The sequence below is a fragment of the Micromonospora qiuiae genome, assembly GCF_016863555.1.
Taxonomy (GTDB): Bacteria; Actinomycetota; Actinomycetes; order Mycobacteriales; family Micromonosporaceae; genus Micromonospora; species Micromonospora qiuiae.
In genome coordinates this window covers 133,468-149,789 of the sequence record NZ_BOPC01000017.1, presented here as the reverse complement: position 1 = coordinate 149,789, position 16,322 = coordinate 133,468, and the positions used below count along the sequence as shown (strand labels likewise).

Genomic DNA, 16,322 nt, shown 5'->3' with positions numbered 1-16,322 from the left:
TTCACCAGCGCGGCGATGACCCGACGGGGTGAATTGTCCCCGCGTCACATCACATGTCTGCCCGGTGCTCGTTGATCTCGGCGTCAATGAGGCTTCACGACACGGGGATTGACATGAGCAGACTTGTACCATCCGGACGGGCAGGTGCCTGGGGTCGTCTGGCCGCCGGTGCCCTGCTGGCCGGCGCGATGCTGACGGTCGGCGCGTCGCCGGCCATGGCCGACACGGTGATCAGCATCAATCCGGAGAACGTCCCGACGACGGCGGCCGACTTCACCCAGAAATGCGATCCCAACCTGGGTGGCGGACCGTACGAGAACGAGGACGTCTGGGTCTTCAACCTGCCCGGCAGCAATCCGCCCACCGACGAGTTCGTGACGGTCACGGGCACCTGGAGCACGCCCAGCGGCACCGTCACCAGGACGATTCCCACCGCCCAGGACAGCGCGCTGGTCAACAACATGGGCACCAGCAAGGCGTGGATCGTACTCCCGGCCGGCTGGACGCTGACCGGGGCGACGGCGGTGGTCACGGGCACGGAGAGGTTCTTCGTCCTCACCCACACCTGCGCCGCCTCGAACCCTCAGGTGCGCCCGAGCCTGTCGCTGACCAAGAAGGGTGCGCCGGCCAGTGGGCTGAAGGCCGGTGACGTGGTGACGTACACGTACACGGTGACGAATACGAGTACGGGGACGACCTCTTCGATCACGGGTATCACCGTGGCGGACGACACGGTCACGGGCATCACCTGCGTGGCGACGTCGTTGGCGCCGGGGGCGAGTACGACGTGCACGGGTAAGTACACGGTGACCGCGGCGGATGTGGCCGCAGGCAAGATCGTGAACGTGGCGCAGGCCAGTGGCCTCTTCGGTCAGCAGACCGTGCCGTCCAACAAGGCGACGTTCACCGTCACGACCCAGAAGCCGCAGGCCAGCTTGTCGATCGACAAGAAGGCGCGGGTCGATTCGGACTGCCGTGAGAAGTGTGAGAACGACGGTTTCGCGGCCAAGGGTGACAAGATCCACTACACCTATCGGGTGACCAACACCGGCACGGTGACGATCACCGACGTCGCGGTCAACGACCCGACCGCCGGACCGGTGGTCTGCAACAGCACCACGCTGGCGCCGGGCACCTCGACCGACTGCCATGCCGTGAAGCCGTACGTCGTGACTCATTCTGACGTCAAGCGCGGCAAGGTGGTCAACACCGCCCGGGCGACCGGAAAGTTCGGCAGCCAGACCGTGGTTTCCGACCCGGCCACCGTCACGGTCTGCATCCGGCACGGCAAGCACGATCACCGCAAGGACCACGACAAGGGCCACGACAAGGACCACGACAAGGACCACGACAAGGACCATGGGAAGGACCACGACAAGGACCACGACAAGGACCACGGCAAGCTCCCGGTGACGGGCGACGACACCGGCGGCACACTTGCCCTGGGTGGCGGCCTGCTGGCCGCTGGCAGCCTGCTGCTCGGCGCCTCACGGTTCCGCCGCAGGGCCGGCTCCACTCTCTGACCCGTACGCCAGAAACGCTCCGGGCACCGCACGCGGTGCCCGGAGCGTTCGCGGTACGCGCACGGTCAGGTCAGGGTGGAGAAACGCTGGACCTGCTCGATGGGGCCTTCCACGATGATGATGTCGTCCGGGCAGAGCTCCAACCCCTCCGAGACATAATGGAACCGGTCTTCGGTCGCCCGCTTGACTCCGACCACGCGTACGCCGTGGCGGTTCAGCAACCATGCCTCGCTGATCGCGCGACCGACCAGCGGCTGGGGCACCCGCATCTTGGCGATGGCGAAGGCACCCTCGAACTCCACGAAGTCGAGCATCCGGCTGACGATCAGATGAGCCAGCCGTTCGCCCGTCTCCGCCTCGGGAAAGATGACGTGTTGGGCGCCGACCGCTTCGAGAATCTTCGCGTGTTGGGTGGTGGTGGCTCGGGCCCAGATCTGCGGTACGCCCAGCTCGACCAGGGCGAGCACGGTGAGCACGCTGGCCTCCACCGAGGCGCCGATGGCCACCACCACCCGTGACAGGTCCGCCACGCCGAGCTGGCGCAGCGCCTCCCCGTTGGTGGAGTCTGCCTGCGCCACCTGGGCGAGCTGCGCCGACCACTTCTGCACCTGCTGCGGGTTGTCGTCGATCGCCAGTACCTCGTGGCCGAGCGCGTTGAGCGACTCGGCGAGGTGGCTGCCGAACCGACCGAGCCCGATCACGACCACGCCCTCGGAATCGGCGTTCCTATCCGACAATGGGTTGCTCCTCTGCGTAGCGATAGAGACGGTGCCGCGTGTTCAGGGCGATCGCCGAGCCGAGAGTGAGTGGCCCGACCCGGCCGATGTACATCAACGCGATCAGCAGGAGGTGCCCGGCGTCGGAGAGGGCCGACGTCACGCCGACCGTGAGCCCGGTGGTGCTGAAGGCCGAAGTGATCTCGAAGAGGGCGGCCTGGAAGGGCAAATGGTTGGTCATCGCGATGAGCAGGGTGGTGGCACCGGCCACGATCGCGACACTCAGCAGGGTGACGGTGAGCGCCTGTCGTTGGCTGGCGGTGGCGACCCGACGGTGCCCCACCGTCACGTCGGGCTCGCCGCGGATCTCCGCCCAGATGACGAAGGCGAGCAGGAAGAAGGTGGAGACCTTGATCCCACCGGCCGTGCTGGCGCTGCCGCCGCCGATGAACATCAACCCGATCAGCAGCGGGTAGCTCTCCTCGCGGAGCGCGGTGGCCGGCACCAGCTCGATCCCGCCGGTCCGGGCCAGCGCGATCTGGCCGAATGCGGCGAGCAGCTTGTCCGCGACGCCGTACTGCCCGATGGTCCAGCGGTTGGCCCACTCGATGGCCAGGAACGCCATGGTGCCGACAACGACCAGGGCGAGGCTGCCCCAGATGCTCAGTTTGGTGGCGACCGCCCAGCGCACCGGCCGTCGCCATTGGCGGGCCGCCTCGAACAGCGCCGGGAAGCCGAGCCCACCGACGATGCCGCCGAGGGCCAGCGGCAGGGTGACCCAGGGATCTCGGGAGAAGCCTCGTAGCCCGTCGGGGTAGAGCGAGAAGCCGGAGTTGTTGAACGTCTGTACGGAGTGGAAACCGGCCGACCAGAGCGCGCGGCCCAGCGAGTAGTCGTAGTCCAGCCAGAGCCGCCCACTGACGATGATCGTCATCAGTGTCTCGCAGACCAGCACCGTGACGCCGATGTGCAGCAGCAGCCGGCGGATGTTGCCGAGCCCGTACTCCAGCGTCTCGGCCTGGACCAGCAGCCGATTGTGCAGGCCGAGCCGGCGGGAGACGGTCAGGATCACCAGCGCGGCGCCGGTCAGGATGCCGAGTCCGCCGAGTTGGGTGAGCACGGCGATGACCACCAGGCCGGCGGTGGACCAGTAGTCCGGGGTGCTGACGACGGCCAGACCGGAGACCGAGATCGCCGAGGTGCTGGTGAACAGCGCGGTGATGAAGGACGGGTGCCGGGGCTCGACCGCCATCGGGGGCAGCATCAGCAGGCCGGTGCCGAGCAGAATCGCCACCAGGAAACCGATCGGCACGAGCCGGACGGGGTGACGGAAGAACCGGCGCACCAGACAATCTTGGCGATTCCAACCCCTGCCCGGGAGTCGAATACGCCAATCGGCGAGGATTCACCGGACGGTCAAGCGCGGACCAACTTCCGGTCAGCCCGGCCCGATCTCCTGAGCGGCTGGTCCAGTTGCTCGACGCCGGCGGACGCCCGTACGACTTCACCGCCTCCGGCGACGCCCGCACCTACCGCGATCTGACCGGGCGCACCGGGCTGAAGTGGATCGCCCGGTACGCCGACGGGATCGGCGCGCACAAGAACCTGATCGTGCCGCGCGACGCCGCCGGCAAGTTGCTCGCCCCGACGACGCTGGTCCGCGACGCGCACAAGGAGAAGCTGGTCGTGCACGCCTGGACCTTCCGGGCGGAGAACCAGTTCCTGCCGGTCGACTTCCGGCTCGGCACCGATCCGAACGCCCGCGGCGACATCCAGGCCGAGTACGAACTGTTCTACTCCCTCGGCCTCGACGGCGTCTTCACCGACCACCCGGACACCGCCGTGGCCGCCCGCGCCGGCCTGCCCCGCCGCTGATGACCCACCCTTGCCGGCCCGCCACCCCGCTCTCGGGGTGGCCGGCCTGTATCCGTCGTTGCACCTCAACCTCGGTGAGTGCTACCGCAAGCTCGGCGATTTCGACCTGGCCCGCGAGCACCTCCAGCGCGCGGAGGCGGGGATCGGCGCGCTCGGCGACGACGAGTACGGGCAGCTGATCAAGAGTGGCCTGGACCGGCTGGCCCGCCAGTTGACGTCTGAGTAGGCGCTGCCGAGACCGCCTGGCATCTGGTGGCGGCACTACTCGTCGGCTGCGTTAGCTTGCGTTTTCAGTGCGCCACGAGCGCGGAGAGTGAGGTCGGTGTAGGGGATCTCATTTGATGCGGTGCTGTGCAGGAGATGAAGGTTTTGTGGCCCTTCGGCATCGCCCTGTGGGGGGAGATGCCAAACCACCTCAAGCTGCGTTGGCTGAAGACCGTCGTGGTGAGCGTTGAGGAAAAGGCACGCTTGACGTGTCAGGTGGGGACCGGAAAGGCGAGCGTAAGCGAACCGCTATTGACGTGTCGAAACAAGAAGATGACATCAAAACCGGTGCGGTTAAATGGCGCCGGGATGAGCCTGGCGGGTGCCCGCTTATTGGCCAGGCGGTGTCCGGCATGGAGGCGGCGCGAGTCCGGTCTGCGGCTTCTGCATGGAACGTGGGAAGGCGGACGCCGATACGGCTCAACTGGCGAGGCTGGGGGAGCGAGAGGGAGCGCACCGGGCGGCGGAAACCGTCAGGTGCTGAGTACCGATGCGGCATCCGCTGGCGGACCGGTTCGTAGTAGTGGTGAAGCCCTGGTAATCGGGGTGGAGCGAAGGGGCCGGCTCATCGCTGATCTGTTCGCACGAACAACCGGACGTGTGCCGGGAGGAAGCGGGTGGGCATGTCAAGTCCGCAGGACAAGCCTTTTGACATTCCGAAGCGACTGGTGTGGGAGGCGTACGAGAGAGTCAGGTCGAACAAGGGCGCCGCAGGCGTGGACGGGCAGTCCATCGAGGACTTCGAAGCCGATCTGAGAAACAATCTGTACAAGATTTGGAATCGGATGTCATCGGGGACGTACTTCCCGCCGCCGGTAAAGGCGGTGGAGATCCCAAAGCTAGGCGGCACACGAACGTTGGGTGTGCCGACGGTGGCTGATCGCGTGGCGCAGACGGTGGTCGCGCTGGCGTTGGAACCCCGAACAGAGTCGATCTTCCATGACGACTCGTACGGGTATCGACCCAGGCGTTCGGCGTTGCAGGCGATCGAGCGGTGCCGGCAACGGTGCTGGAAGAAGGACTGGGTCATTGACCTGGATGTGCAAAAGTTCTTCGACTCTGTGGATCACGCTCTCATGGTCAAGGCTGTGGAAGCGAACACCGACCAGCGGTGGGTAGTGCTGTATGTCAAGCGGTGGTTGGTTGCCCCGTTGGCGCTGCCCAACGGAACCCTGCAAACGCGGGATCGGGGAACGCCACAGGGTTCCGCGGTTTCACCCGTATTGGCGAACCTGTTCATGCACTATGCGTTCGACTCGTGGCTGGAGGGGGAGTTCCCGACCGTAGAGTTCGAACGCTATGCCGATGACGCGGTGGTGCATTGCGCGACAGAGCGCCAGGCCCGGCAGGTCTGGGCGGCGCTGGCCGAACGGCTGGAAAGTGTCGGGCTGCGCTTGCATCCCGACAAGACAAAGCTGGTGTACTGCAAGGACTCCCGACGGCGGGGCTCGTTCGAGCACACGTCGTTCACGTTCCTGGGGTATGCCTTCGGCCCGCGCAAGGCGAAGTATCCGGATGGGAAGGCGTTCACCTCCTTCCTGCCCGCGATCAGCCCTCAAGCCCTCAAAACGATGGGCAGACAGCTGCGTCACTGGCGCATTCATCGGCGCACCGAAGATTCTCTCGACGAGCTCGCTGATTGGATCAACCCGATCGTGGCGGGCTGGATGAACTACTACGGCCGGTTCTACCGGTCGCAGCTATATCCCTTTCTACGGCGTATCAACACCTACCTGATGCGTTGGGCGCGCAAGAAATACAAGAGGTTGCGCTCCTGGAAGCGCTTCAAAGCATGGTGGACCGGGCTCCTCGATCGAGATCCCGGCCTGTTCGCGCACTGGGCGTGGGAGCGGCAGTACTGCTGGAATTGGTGAGAAGAGCGGAGTGACGGGAGACTGTCACGCTCCGTTCCGTGGGAGCCCAGGGCTGCGACGCCCTGGGCCACCCGACCCTGTTTGCGGTTTTTCCTCCTCGCCGTGGCATGTCCTTTTTGCGGATCTTCTTGCCGACGGGGTGGCGCGGGGCTGGTACGGAGGTGCGACCTTGAGGGCCGGCCTGGGCCGGGTCGGGTGGGTTTCGCCGCGCGGGCGGGAATCCCGACGGTACGGCGGATGCGGCGGAATACTCGCCGGACCCGTAGCGGGCTGGGCGGTCGGTGTGGCGGTAGAGGTCTCTCCCAGGGATGGCGCAAATCATCGACGTGTTGGCGGGCCAGGCGTAACTGTGCGTATGCGGCGATGATCAGCCTCGTCCAGTGGTCCCCGCCGACATCGCCACCACCGGCCGCCAACGCGTCGTAAAGAGCCCCGTGACCACGGCGAAAACAGCCCGCCAACGATAACTCCGCCAGCGACACCATCGGGCCATCCACACACAACACCGCGTCGGTGAGCTCGAACAACGCATCAGCGCGCAACGTCGGGCAGTCATAGAACGAACGACGGAACCCGACAAGCTCATCCCGGCACGCCGCACCACCCTGCTCGCCCCAAGCCACCGCCTGCGGCACACTAACAGCCACGGCCACCGCTTTCATCTTCTTCAAGTTCTGTGGAAGGAACCCGAAGAGGATCACGCGGTGGCCGCTCCGCGTCACGCCAACACGCCGAGCGCAACCGACACCCACCGTCGAGACATACGACCGAGGTTAAAACGCAAGGCTAGAGGGACCGGCAATAGGTGGTGGCGTGGCCAGGTGGGTCCAGGCGTGGTGGCGCTGTGGGATGTGGACAGCGCGGGTTGCGGCATCTCGGGGTGTCCGGGTGCCCAGGGCGGGCACGGGTTGCGGCATGTCGGCGTATCCCGTCCTTTGGGTGGCGCGGGTTGCGGCATGTTGGGGTTTCCGGGCCGGTTGAGACCGCGAGTTGCGGTGTCCTGTGCCCAGGAACGCGAGTTGCGGTGTCTTGTGCGACGGTGCCGGTCGCGGACGTGGTCCATCGCACTCGGGGGCGGTGATCGACACAATGCCGGCGGAATGGCGGTATCCAAGCGCGCCCGATACCGCCATTCCGCCGGCACGGAGTTGATCAAGACTAGCGAGGGCGTGTTCCGGACCGACACATGAGCGGGCTGGGGGATGGGGATGGTCGCCGCCCGGGCGCGGTGGCGCGACCGCCGAGGCCGAGTGCTTGTCAAGGCTGGCCACTCCATCCTGGTGACTTGTGTGCTTCCGCCACATAGCCCGTGGGTGACGTCACTTCTAGCGTGAGCCGACACATAAGGTTTCTCTTCCTCTGAGTCCTCACGTGGAGTCGCTATGACGGTCCGGACGACACGACGGGTGTTCCTGTCCACCGCCACGATGATGGCCGCGGCGCTCGCGGCCACGGCGTGTGGCAGTCCGCAGGACACCGCCAGCGGCGGTGGCGACGGCGCCGCGCCGGTGAAGGTTGGTCTGGTCTACTCCCAGTCGGGAGCGCTGGCCAGTTACGGAAAGCAGTACATCGAAGGGTTCCGGGCCGGCCTGGACTTCGCCACGAACGGCACCAACAAGGTGGGCGACCGGGCAATCGAGATCACCGAGGTCGACGACGCCGGTGACCCGGCGAAGGCGGTCTCCGCGGCCAAGGACCTGATCGGCAAGGGCAACAAGATCATCGCAGGCTCGACGGCGTCCGGTGTGGCGCTCCAGGTCGCCCCGATCGCGGCCCAGAACAAGGTCCTGTTCATCTCCGGTCCGGCCGCCACCGACGCGGTGACCGGCGCGAACAAGTACACGTTCCGCTCCGGCCGGCAGTCGTACCAGGACGTGGTGACCGCGAAATCGTTCATCGGCGACCCGGCCGGCAAGAAGGTCGTGGTCTTCGCCCAGGACGGCGCGTTCGGTGACGCCAACGAGGCGGCCGTCAAGGAGGTCATCGGCGTTGCCGGGGCCACCGTCAGCGCGGTCCGGGCACCGGCCAGCGCCACCGAGTTCACCCCGTTCGCCAGCCAGATCAAGTCCGCCAAGCCGGACCTGCTCTTCGTCGCCTGGGCCGGCACCACCGCCCCGGCGATGTGGCAGACCCTCGACCAGCAGGGCGTACTCACCTCCACCACGGTCGTCACCGGCCTGGACATCCGTGCCTCCTGGCCCACCTTCGGCGCGGCCGGCAGCAAGATCTCCTTCCTGTCGCACTACTTCGACGGTGCCAGTGACACCGAGGCGGCCACGGCCGCGAAGGCCAAGATTCCCGGGGGCACCCTCGACCTGTTCCACCCGGACGGCTTCGCCGCCGCGCAGATGGTGGTCCGGGCCGTGCAGGAGGGCGGCGACGACGTCGACAAGATGGTCTCCGCGCTGGAGGGCTGGAGCTTCGAGGGCGTCAAGGGCACCATGACCATCCGCGCCGAGGACCACGCCCTGCTCCAGCCGATGTACCAGGCGAGCCTGACCGGCAGCGGAGAGGACTTCACCGCGACCGCGCAGAAGGCGCTCACCGGCGAGGAGACCGCGCCACCGGTCCAGGCGATGAAGGGCTGAGGCTCGCCATGCTCGCCACCCGCGGTCTGACCTGGCGGATCGGTGAGGTCGCCATCGTCGACTCCGTTCACCTCGACCTGGCGCCCGGGGAATTCCTCGGCGTGATCGGGCCCAACGGCGCCGGCAAGACCTCACTGTTCAACCTGATCACCGGCCTGCGCCGGCCCACCGAGGGGAGCGTCACCCTGGACGGGCGGGACATTTCCGCTCTGCCGCCGTACCGGCGGGCCCGACTCGGGTTGGGCCGTACCTTCCAGGCGTCCTCGGTCTTCGGCTCGCTCACGGTGCGGGAGAACGTCCGGCTCGCCGTGCAGGCGTACCGCGGGGGCTCGATGAAGCTGTGGCGGCGGGCGGCGGCCGACCGGGAGGTGGCCGCCGCCGCCGACGCGGCGCTCGACCGCGTCGGCCTGGCCCATCGGGGTACGGCGTTGGCCGGCACCCTCGCCCACGGCGAGAAACGCAAGCTGGAGATCGCGCTGCTGCTGGCCGGCGAGCCGAGGGTGATGCTGCTGGACGAGCCGATGGCCGGGGTCAGCGCCGAGGACGTGCCGGAACTGGTGCGCGTGATCCGGTCGTTGACCGGCGACAGCGGCCGGTCGGTGCTGATGGTGGAGCACCACATGGACGTGATCCTGGAACTGGCCGACCGGATCGCCGTGATGCACCACGGCGCCCTGCTGGCCTGCGACACCCCGGAGACGGTGATGGCCAACCCGACGGTGCAAGAGGCGTATCTGGGGGAGGACCTGTGACGGAGCCGGTGCTGACCGTCGAGGACCTGTCGGTGCGGATCGCCGGGCTGCACATCCTGCAGGGGGTGTCGTTCACGGTGGCGCCGACCGGGGTCACCGTGCTGCTCGGCCGCAACGGTGTCGGCAAGACCACCACGCTGCGCGCGGTGGTCGGGTTGACGCCCCGGGGCGGCGAGGTGCACGGCAGGGTCCGGATGGGAGACCAGTCGCTGCTGGAGCGGCCGACCCACCGCCTGGTCCGCGGCGGGCTCGGCTACGTGCCGGAGGACCGGTGCGTCTTCGCCGGGCTCACCGTCGCGGAAAACCTGCGGCTCGCCGAGCGGCGGGGCACCACTGCGGCGTACGACCGGGTGTTCGCGCTCTTTCCCGAACTGGATCGGCGGTCCCGGCAGCGGGCCGGCTCGCTGTCGGGCGGGCAGCAGCAGATGCTCGCCATCGGCCGGGTGCTGCTCAACGACAACCGGCTGTTGCTGGTCGACGAGCCGACCAAGGGGTTGGCGCCGAAGGTGGTGACCGAGGTGGCCGAGGTGCTGAAACGGGTCGCCGAATCCGTGCCGGTGCTGCTGGTCGAGCAGAACCTGGCCGTGGTCCGGCGGCTGGCCCGCGACGCGGTGGTGCTCGCCGCCGGCCGGGTCGCCTGGACCGGTGACGCCCAGGAACTGCTGTCGGCGACCGCGCTGACCAGGTCGCTGCTCGGCGTCGGCTCGGCGGAGGGGCATCACCACGGATCCGGTACGGAGCCGGGGGCATCCGCCAGCACGGCGGGCCCGGCGCGGGAGGACGCCCGCTGATGGACGCGATCATTCTGCTGACGCTGACCGGGCTCGGCCTGGCGGCGCTGTACTTCCTGGTGGCCTCCGGGCTGTCGCTGGTCTTCGGCCTGGCCGACGTGCTCAACTTCGCGCACGGGCTCTTCCTCGGCGTCGGCGCGTACGCCACCTGGTGGGCGGCCGGGAACCTGCCCGGCGCCGGGCACGACGGCCTCGGGTTCGTGGTCGCGGTCGCCTTCGGGGTGGCCGCCGGCGCGTTGATGGCGGTGCTGGTCGAGCTGGTGCTGATCCGGCCGCTCTACTCCCGCACCATCGAACAGGTGCTGGTCACCGTGGGTCTCTCCCTGGCCGGCGTGGCGCTGTTGCAGGCCACCTGGGGTGCGGACGCCCGACGGTTCCCGCGCCCGGAGTGGACCCGCCAGGTGACCTCGATCCTGGGCGCGCAGGTGCCCAACGGCGGGCTGCTGCTGATCATCGCGGCGGTGCTGGTGCTCGCCGCGATCCTGGCCTTCCTCCAGTGGACCCGGTACGGCCTGATCATCCGGGCCGGGGTGGAGAACCGGGAGATGGTCACCGCGCTGGGCATCGACGTACGCAAGGCGTTCACCCTGGTCTTCGCGATCGGTGGGGCGGCTGCGGCGTTGGCCGGCGCGCTGGGCAGCGTCTATTTCGGCACCGTCTCGCCACAGCAGGGCGGCTCGCTGTTGATCTTCGCGTTCATCGTGGTGGTCATCGGCGGCATGGGCTCGGTGGTCGGGTCCGCGTACGCGGCGGTCGCGGTCGGGCTGCTGCAACAGTTCGTGAACTACTACGGCACCTCCGGGCTGGGCGACATCTGCGTGGTCGCGCTGCTCGCCGCGGTGCTGCTGCTGCGCCCCCAGGGCATCGCCGGAAAGGTGGCAACGGCATGACCGAGGTCAAGAGCCCCGAGCTTCCCGCGGCCTCAGCGGCGGTACCGGCCGAGCTGACCCCGGGCCGCGTCAGCCGGCTGCGCCCCGTCCTGCCGCTGGTGGTGCTGGCCGTGGCGGTGATCCTGCCGTACTCGACGCTGCACCTGCCGGGCATCTTCGAGGGGGCGCTGAACTCGCCGGGCACCCTGCAACTGCTCGCCGTCTGCCTGGTCTTCGGTGGCCTGGCGGCCGGTTACGACCTGCTGTTCGGGCGCACCGGGATGCTCTCCTTCGGGCACGCCCTCTACTTCGCTGCCGGTGTGTACGGCACCGACATCCTGATCACCCGGGCCGGGCTGCCGCTCTGGCAGGCCGCGCCGCTGGCGATCGTCGGCGGGACCATTCTCGCCGGCCTGATCGGTGCGGTGGCGCTGCGTACGATCGGCATCGCCTTCGCCATGGTGACGCTCGCCTTCGCCCAGGTCGGAGCGATCCTGGTGGCCCGCGACTTCGGCGGGCTCACCGGCGGCGAGGAGGGGCTGCCGCTGGACGTCGCCGGGCTGCCCGCCGCTCTGGTCGGCGTCGCCAACACGGTCAACCTTTACTGGCTGGCCCTGGCGTACCTGGTCGCGGTGGTGTTCGTGGTGCACCGGGTCACTGCCTCGCCGACCGGGCGGGTGCTGGCCGGGGTGCGCGACGACGAGCGTCGCGTCGGGGTGCTCGGGCTGGATCCGTACCGCTTCAAGCTGGTCGCCTTCACCCTGGCCGGCGGCCTGGCGGCGGCGGGTGGAGTGGTCTACTGCCTGATCGTCGGCGGCGCCTCGCCGCACATCACCAGCAGCGAGCTGACCCTGTCACTGCTGGTGATGGTGGTGCTGGGCGGGCCGGGCACACGCTGGGGCCCGGTGCTGGGCGGCATCCTCTACATGTACCTGGACCACCGCCTGGTCTCCTTCGGCAGCTCCGACGCGGTGAGCGCGCTGCCGGCCTTCCTCAGCCGCCCGCTCTCCGAGCCGCTCTTCGTCCTGGGCACCGTCTTCATCCTGGCCGTCTACTTCTTCCCCGGCGGCCTGGCCAGCCTTGCCCCCCGCCTGGCCCTGCTGCGCAACTCGCTGCGCCTCGGCCGACGCCGTCCGACCTGATCATCGGCGGGCGGCGTAGCGGTGCGTCGCCCGCCGGCCGCTGACCGACGTCAGCCGTTGTTGAGCATGTCGTACGCCGCCTTCGGTGCCGGTTTCGCCTCGTCGCCGACGAAGGCGACGACCGCCGGGGCAGTGCCGTAATCGGAGTACTTCACGACGTACTCCGACGCCTTCCGCTTCCCGATGGCCGGAATCGCCAGGGTGAGCGAGGTGAGGTTGCCGTCCGGGCCGACGACGGCGGTGAGCGGAACCGGCTCGGTGGCGTCGCCGAGCGGCGCCACGCCCTCCATGGCCTCCACCAGCTCCGGTTCCGTGGAAAAGTCGATCACACCCGTGTACGTCCCGTCCTCGCCGGCCTGGACGTCGGTGGCCGCGCGAATGATCACCTCGGTGTTGCCGGGATCGGTGCCTTCGTACGTGGGCATCTCGTCGGCCCCCTTGACCTTCGTCCGGTCCAGTTCCATCCATGTGGTCGGCAGCTTCATCAGCTTCTGGATGTCCCGCTTGCCCTTGAAGTTCACCTTCATCCAGGTGCGCGACTCGACAAACCGGAAGGCCATCTCCAGGGTGAAGTCCTTCTCCTTGCCGACGATCTCCATTTCCATGCCGCGGTTGACCGGGTCGATCACACCCGAGACGTCACCCGAGGCGTCACTGGTGATGAAGCGGAAGGCCGGGTCCTCGGCGTCCGGCACCGCCGCCAGCAGTTCCTGCTTCGGGTCGGGCGGCGGTGGGGCCGCCTGCGGGCCGGCGTCCCTGTCGTCGCAGCCGGCCACCAGAGCCACAGCCAGCAGGGCGACCGTGGCGGCCGCGAACCGCCGGATGGTGGCGGTGGTGCCGGTTCGCTGAGTCATGTCGTCTCTCTCCCGGATTGAACGAGAACCGTACGACCTTAAACGCCGCCGGGCGTCTGCGCACAAAAGGCGTGCGTGTCAGGAGGTGGTGAGCCAGGCGGCAGCCTGTTCACGGATCTCCGGAGGCACCTCGTGGCCGTTGGGGAACTCGTGGTAGGTCACGTCATAACCGAGCGACCGCAGTCGGGGGACCAGTCGACGGCTGCACGCGTCGACCGGAAGGACCGGATCCGCGACGCCGTGCGAAACGTACATCCGGGGACGGCCGTGGGTGACCAGCGGCGCGGCGAAGCCGGGGGAGAAGGCCACCACGGCGTCGACCAGGTCGCCGTTGGTCAGGCCCAGGGAGAGGGCGTACGAGGCACCGTCGGAGAAGCCGCCGAAGACCACCCGGTCGACGGGGTGACTGGCGAAGATCGAAGCGAGCAGCGCGTCGATCCGTCGCACGTCCGGCCCGAAGCCCTCCACGATGAGGTCCCAGCTGCTCGCCACGGCCTGCGGGGCGACCAGCAGCAGGCGGTGCGCGTCGGCGACCGGAAGCAGCAGGTCCAGTCCCTGCCGGGCCGAGCCGCCCGCCCCGTGCAGCAGCAGCACCATCCGGTACGGCCGGCCGTCGGCGGGTTCCGGGGCGTACACCATGGCTTGCAACCCGCCCGCGGCGTCGTTGCGCGATAGCAGACCAGCGGTGGCCGGGGTTGCCGGCGGCGCCGGACGTGCGGTCAGTCGACCGTGCCGGAAGTTCTCCTCCGGTGCCAGGTGCGGCTGCGCGGGTTCGGTCACGAATTCACCCTTCTCGTCCTCGGCGGTACGGCGCTTACCCCGCTCGGCGGCGGTGAACCCGGCGGCTTGCCTCGCTCGGCGGCGGTGAACCGGCGGTTGGACGCTGGTAGAAAGGCCGGATGAGCCAGGAACGGACGGCGGTGCGGCAGCGGGCCGAGGCGGTGCTGCGGCGGCTGGCGGGCGAGGACGCCCGGCTCCGCGAGGACCAGTGGCGGGCGATCGAGGCGCTGGTGATCGACGAGCGGCGGGTGCTCTGCGTGCAACGCACCGGGTGGGGCAAATCGGCGGTCTACTTCGTGGCCACCGCCCTGCTGCGCGAGCGTGCGGAGCCGACCGGCCCCACGGTGATCGTCTCGCCGTTGCTGGCGTTGATGCGTAACCAGGTCGAGGCCGCCGGACGGGCCGGGATCCGGGCCCGCACCATCAATTCGGCCAACCTCGACGAGTGGCAGGAGATCACCGCCGAGATCCACGCCGGGTCGGTCGACGTGCTGCTGATCAGCCCGGAGCGGCTCAACAACCCGGAGTTCCGCGACGGCGTGCTGCCGAGGTTGGCCGCCACCACCGGTCTGCTGGTGGTGGACGAGGCGCACTGCGTGTCGGACTGGGGGCACGACTTCCGGCCGGATTACCGCCGGTTGCGTACCTTCCTCGGCAACCTGCCCGAGCGCACGCCGGTGCTGGCCACCACCGCGACCGCCAACGCCCGGGTCACCCGGGACGTGGCCGAGCAACTCGGTACCGAGCCGACCGATCCCACCGGGCCACGATCGGACGTCCTGGTGCTGCGAGGCAGCCTGGACCGGGAATCACTGCGGCTGGCCGTACTCGACCTGCCGAGCCCGGCGCACCGGCTCGGCTGGCTCGCCGACCACCTGGACCGGCTCCCCGGCTCGGGCATCGTCTACACGCTGACTGTCGCGTCGGCGACCGAGACCGCCGAGTTCCTGCGGTCGCGGGGCTGGTCGGTGGCCGCCTACACCGGGCAGGCCGAGGACGCCGACCGCCGCGCCGCTGAACAGGACCTGCTCGACAACAAGATCAAGGCGCTGGTCGCCACCAGCGCGCTCGGGATGGGCTTCGACAAGCCCGATCTCGGTTTCGTGGTGCACCTGGGCGCGCCGCCGTCGCCGATCGCCTACTACCAGCAGGTCGGCCGGGCCGGTCGGGCCGTGGAGCACGCCGAGGTGCTGCTGCTGCCTGGCACCGAGGACGCGGCCATCTGGCGGTACTTCGCCTCGCTCGCCTTCCCGCCGGAGGAGCAGGTCCGCGCGGTGCTCGCCGCCCTGCCCACCGATCGGCCGCTCTCCACCCAGGCCCTGGAGCCCCTGGTCGACCTGCGCCGGGCCCGGCTGGAGCTGATGCTCAAGGTGCTCGACGTGGACGGCGCGGTCCGCCGGGTGCGGGGCGGCTGGCTCGCGACCGGTGAGCCCTGGGTCTACGACGCGGCCCGGCTACGCCGCGTCGCCGCCGCCCGCGCCGCCGAGCAGCAGGCGATGCTCGGGTACGCCGCGACGACCGGTTGCCGGATGCGCTACCTGCGCGAGTGCCTGGACGACGCGGAGGCGGCCGACTGCGGCCGGTGTGACCGCTGTGCCGAGGCGTTGTTCTCGCCGGAGGTGTCGCCGGCCGCGCTGACCGCCGCGCAGACCTTCCTCGGTCGACCCGGTGTCCAGATCGCGCCGAAGAAGCTCTGGCCGACCGGGCTGGCGGCGGTCGGCGTACCGCTGAAGGGGCGGATCGCCCCGTCCGAGCAGGCGTTGCCCGGTCGCGCCGTCGGCCGGCTCTCCGACCTCGGCTGGGGTGGCCGGCTGCGGGACCTGGTCGGGCCGGGCGCGCCGGACGGCCCGCTGCCCGACGACGTGGCCGCCGCCGTCATCGAGGTGCTCAAGGCTTGGGCGCACGGCGATGACCCGTGGCCCGCCCGCCCGGCCGGCGTGGTCGCGGTCGACTCGCGTACCCGTCCGGTGCTGATCGGCTCGCTGGCCGAGCGGATCGCCGCCGTCGGGCGGCTGCCCCTGCTGGGCCGGGTCACCTCGGTCGGGCCGGCGGGCGGCGACGGACCGCGCGGCAACAGCGCCCAGCGGGTACGCGCCCTGCACGGCAACCTCGCCGTGCCCGAGGAGTTGGCCGCCGTCCTGGCCGGACTGGACGGCCCCGTGCTGCTCGTCGACGACCTGGTCGACTCGGGCTGGACGATGACCATGGCGGCCCGCGCCCTCCGCCAAGCCGGCGCCCCCGCAGTCCTCCCCCTATCCCTCGCCATCCCCACCTGACCCCCCCCACGCCCCCCA

Annotated in this window: 14 protein-coding genes and 1 pseudogene; 10 read left to right on the top strand and 5 right to left on the bottom strand. The window is 69.3% G+C overall.

Features of this window, described 5'->3' with window-relative positions; translation table 11 throughout:
• Nucleotides 1-113: 113 nt before the first annotated feature.
• Nucleotides 114-1,523 (top strand): CLIPPER-2 domain-containing protein, encoded by a 1,410-nt coding sequence (locus Vqi01_RS07395; protein ID WP_204033815.1) that lies wholly within the window; start codon nucleotides 114-116, stop codon nucleotides 1,521-1,523.
• A gap of 65 nt (nucleotides 1,524-1,588) precedes the next feature.
• On the opposite strand, the gene Vqi01_RS07390 is transcribed toward Vqi01_RS07395, so the two are convergent.
• Both Vqi01_RS07390 and Vqi01_RS07385 read right to left on the bottom strand, forming a co-directional pair.
• Nucleotides 1,589-2,260, bottom strand: a complete 672-nt coding sequence (locus Vqi01_RS07390) for a potassium channel family protein (RefSeq protein ID WP_204033814.1) — start codon at nucleotides 2,258-2,260, stop codon at nucleotides 1,589-1,591.
• Nucleotides 2,250-3,584 carry a TrkH family potassium uptake protein gene (locus Vqi01_RS07385; RefSeq protein WP_204033813.1) on the bottom strand — a complete coding sequence of 445 codons (1,335 nt, stop codon included), beginning with the start codon at nucleotides 3,582-3,584 and terminating at the stop codon, nucleotides 2,250-2,252. The genes Vqi01_RS07390 and Vqi01_RS07385 overlap by 11 nt, the downstream gene beginning before the upstream one ends.
• 128 nt (nucleotides 3,585-3,712) lie before the next feature.
• Between Vqi01_RS07385 and Vqi01_RS07380 the strand changes: the two genes are divergently transcribed.
• From Vqi01_RS07380 to ltrA, 3 genes are all read left to right on the top strand, one after another.
• Nucleotides 3,713-4,114 (top strand): glycerophosphodiester phosphodiesterase family protein, encoded by a 402-nt coding sequence (locus Vqi01_RS07380; RefSeq protein ID WP_239098236.1) that lies wholly within the window; start codon nucleotides 3,713-3,715, stop codon nucleotides 4,112-4,114.
• 37 nt (nucleotides 4,115-4,151) lie between these two features.
• A complete protein-coding gene (locus Vqi01_RS07375) occupies nucleotides 4,152-4,340 on the top strand; it encodes a tetratricopeptide repeat protein (protein WP_204033812.1) in 189 nt (62 codons plus the stop codon).
• A gap of 661 nt (nucleotides 4,341-5,001) precedes the next feature.
• Complete coding sequence (gene ltrA / locus Vqi01_RS07370; protein ID WP_204033811.1) at nucleotides 5,002-6,252, top strand: group II intron reverse transcriptase/maturase; 1,251 nt, start codon at nucleotides 5,002-5,004, stop codon at nucleotides 6,250-6,252.
• A 392-nt stretch (nucleotides 6,253-6,644) separates the two neighbouring features.
• On the opposite strand, the pseudogene Vqi01_RS31440 reads toward ltrA, so the two are convergent.
• Nucleotides 6,645-6,875 (bottom strand): annotated as a pseudogene (locus Vqi01_RS31440) (NF041680 family putative transposase); the annotation flags it as partial.
• Between the two features lie 759 nt (nucleotides 6,876-7,634).
• On the opposite strand from Vqi01_RS31440, the gene Vqi01_RS07365 reads away from it, so the two are divergent.
• From Vqi01_RS07365 to Vqi01_RS07345, 5 genes are read left to right on the top strand one after another with little or no spacing between them, the layout of a single operon-like run.
• A complete protein-coding gene (locus Vqi01_RS07365; RefSeq protein ID WP_204033810.1) occupies nucleotides 7,635-8,840 on the top strand; it encodes a substrate-binding domain-containing protein in 1,206 nt (401 codons plus the stop codon).
• An 8-nt stretch (nucleotides 8,841-8,848) separates the two neighbouring features.
• A complete protein-coding gene (locus Vqi01_RS07360; protein WP_204033809.1) occupies nucleotides 8,849-9,592 on the top strand; it encodes an ABC transporter ATP-binding protein in 744 nt (247 codons plus the stop codon).
• Nucleotides 9,589-10,383: an ABC transporter ATP-binding protein gene (locus Vqi01_RS07355; RefSeq protein ID WP_239098235.1), complete on the top strand. Its 795-nt coding sequence runs from the start codon at nucleotides 9,589-9,591 to the stop codon at nucleotides 10,381-10,383. Before Vqi01_RS07360 ends, Vqi01_RS07355 begins: the two co-directional genes overlap by 4 nt.
• A complete protein-coding gene (locus tag Vqi01_RS07350; RefSeq protein ID WP_204033808.1) occupies nucleotides 10,383-11,273 on the top strand; it encodes a branched-chain amino acid ABC transporter permease in 891 nt (296 codons plus the stop codon). Before Vqi01_RS07355 ends, Vqi01_RS07350 begins: the two co-directional genes overlap by 1 nt.
• Nucleotides 11,270-12,394, top strand: a complete 1,125-nt coding sequence (locus Vqi01_RS07345; RefSeq protein ID WP_204033807.1) for a branched-chain amino acid ABC transporter permease — start codon at nucleotides 11,270-11,272, stop codon at nucleotides 12,392-12,394. Before Vqi01_RS07350 ends, Vqi01_RS07345 begins: the two co-directional genes overlap by 4 nt.
• Before the next feature lie 50 nt (nucleotides 12,395-12,444).
• On the opposite strand, the gene Vqi01_RS07340 is transcribed toward Vqi01_RS07345, so the two are convergent.
• Complete coding sequence (locus tag Vqi01_RS07340) at nucleotides 12,445-13,248, bottom strand: hypothetical protein (RefSeq protein ID WP_204033805.1); 804 nt, start codon at nucleotides 13,246-13,248, stop codon at nucleotides 12,445-12,447.
• 78 nt (nucleotides 13,249-13,326) lie between these two features.
• The gene (locus Vqi01_RS07335) at nucleotides 13,327-14,028 is read right to left on the bottom strand and encodes an alpha/beta hydrolase (RefSeq protein WP_239098234.1); all 702 of its coding nucleotides are present in this window, start codon (nucleotides 14,026-14,028) and stop codon (nucleotides 13,327-13,329) included.
• A 119-nt stretch (nucleotides 14,029-14,147) separates the two neighbouring features.
• On the opposite strand from Vqi01_RS07335, the gene Vqi01_RS07330 reads away from it, so the two are divergent.
• Nucleotides 14,148-16,304: a DEAD/DEAH box helicase gene (locus Vqi01_RS07330; protein WP_204033804.1), complete on the top strand. Its 2,157-nt coding sequence runs from the start codon at nucleotides 14,148-14,150 to the stop codon at nucleotides 16,302-16,304.
• The last annotated feature ends 18 nt before the right edge of the window (nucleotides 16,305-16,322 follow it).